We start from the raw sequence: 1163 nt of genomic DNA, 5'->3' as shown, positions 1-1163 counted from the left end.
GTAAAGTGGTTACAGGTACGACTGAAGTAGGTGCAAGAGTGACAGTAGAACAAGTAACTGCTGTTTATAAAGAAGTAACTGTTTTAGAAACCCAATCTGTTTTGAATGAGACAGTACAGTCAAATTATTTATCGAAAACATATTCTTTCGAAGTTACAGGTACAAATGCACATGTTTCTTTAAATTTGAGCTCTTCGACTAATTCACTTTCTGGTAGTTATAGCTCAACTCTTTCTGGTGCGAGTTTAAATACAAGTCTAACTGGTAGTATCTCTCAAGCTGGAAACGGAAATTACAGTATTGATCTAGCACAAGGTTCAGTATTAGCATCTGGAACCTATACTTTGACAGTAAATTATTCTAGTTCAATGGTCCCTGTTATAAATGTAAATGTAACGCAAGAAGTGCCAAAAACTATTTTAGAAGTAGACCATTACGAAACAAAAGTTGTAGGCACAGCTCATGCAGATGAGGCAGGAAATTATTCTATTACTCTTGATAAAGCTTACTTAAATGGCGAAAGCTTAAGCGTAACGGCAGCAGATCAATCGGATAATAAAACTGAAGCGAAAGAGGTTATTGCACCAGATAGTACGCCACCAATTTTGCATCAACCAACTATTCAAGGTGGATGGGCTGAAGGGCAATCAGTACAAGGTACAACTGAAGCAAATGCCACAATAATTGTTAAAAATGCTGCAGATGATGTAATCGGTTCGGCAATAGCTGATGCATCTGGGTATTACAATGTAATTTTGAATACGGTTTATGAAGATGGTGAACTATTAAAAGTAATTGCTGCGGATGCTAAAGGTAATGAAAGTTCAATTAATATAAATGCACCTGATACTACGGCACCTATATTGGCTAATTTGTTTAATTACGATGTTAGTACAGATAAAATTATTTTTAATGCGCCAAGTGATAGTTATGCTGTTGAGCAAAAAATTGATGGTGCTTGGGTTCACGTAAATATTGAGGAAAAATTCGATTGGTTAAATGTAGAATATAGGGTAACTGCTACAGATCAAGCTGGGAATAGTTCTCAACCACTAACTACTATAATTAATACTGTATCAGGAACTTACAAGCCAACAGACTCTACATTTACTCAAATTATTAAAGGATCTACAGGAAATGATTATCTATATGGTGGCAATGGA

General features: G+C 35.5%; 1 protein-coding gene. It reads left to right on the top strand.

Annotated features, from left to right (window positions below):
• Nucleotides 1–1163 (top strand): Ig-like domain-containing protein (locus AW165_RS18310; RefSeq protein WP_228138765.1); only part of this gene is annotated, 1163 nt, incomplete at both ends.

The sequence above is a fragment of the Acinetobacter sp. LMB-5 genome (assembly GCF_001541635.1).
Classification (GTDB): domain Bacteria; phylum Pseudomonadota; class Gammaproteobacteria; order Pseudomonadales; family Moraxellaceae; genus Acinetobacter; species Acinetobacter pittii.
This window is presented reverse-complemented; position numbering and strand designations above follow the sequence as displayed.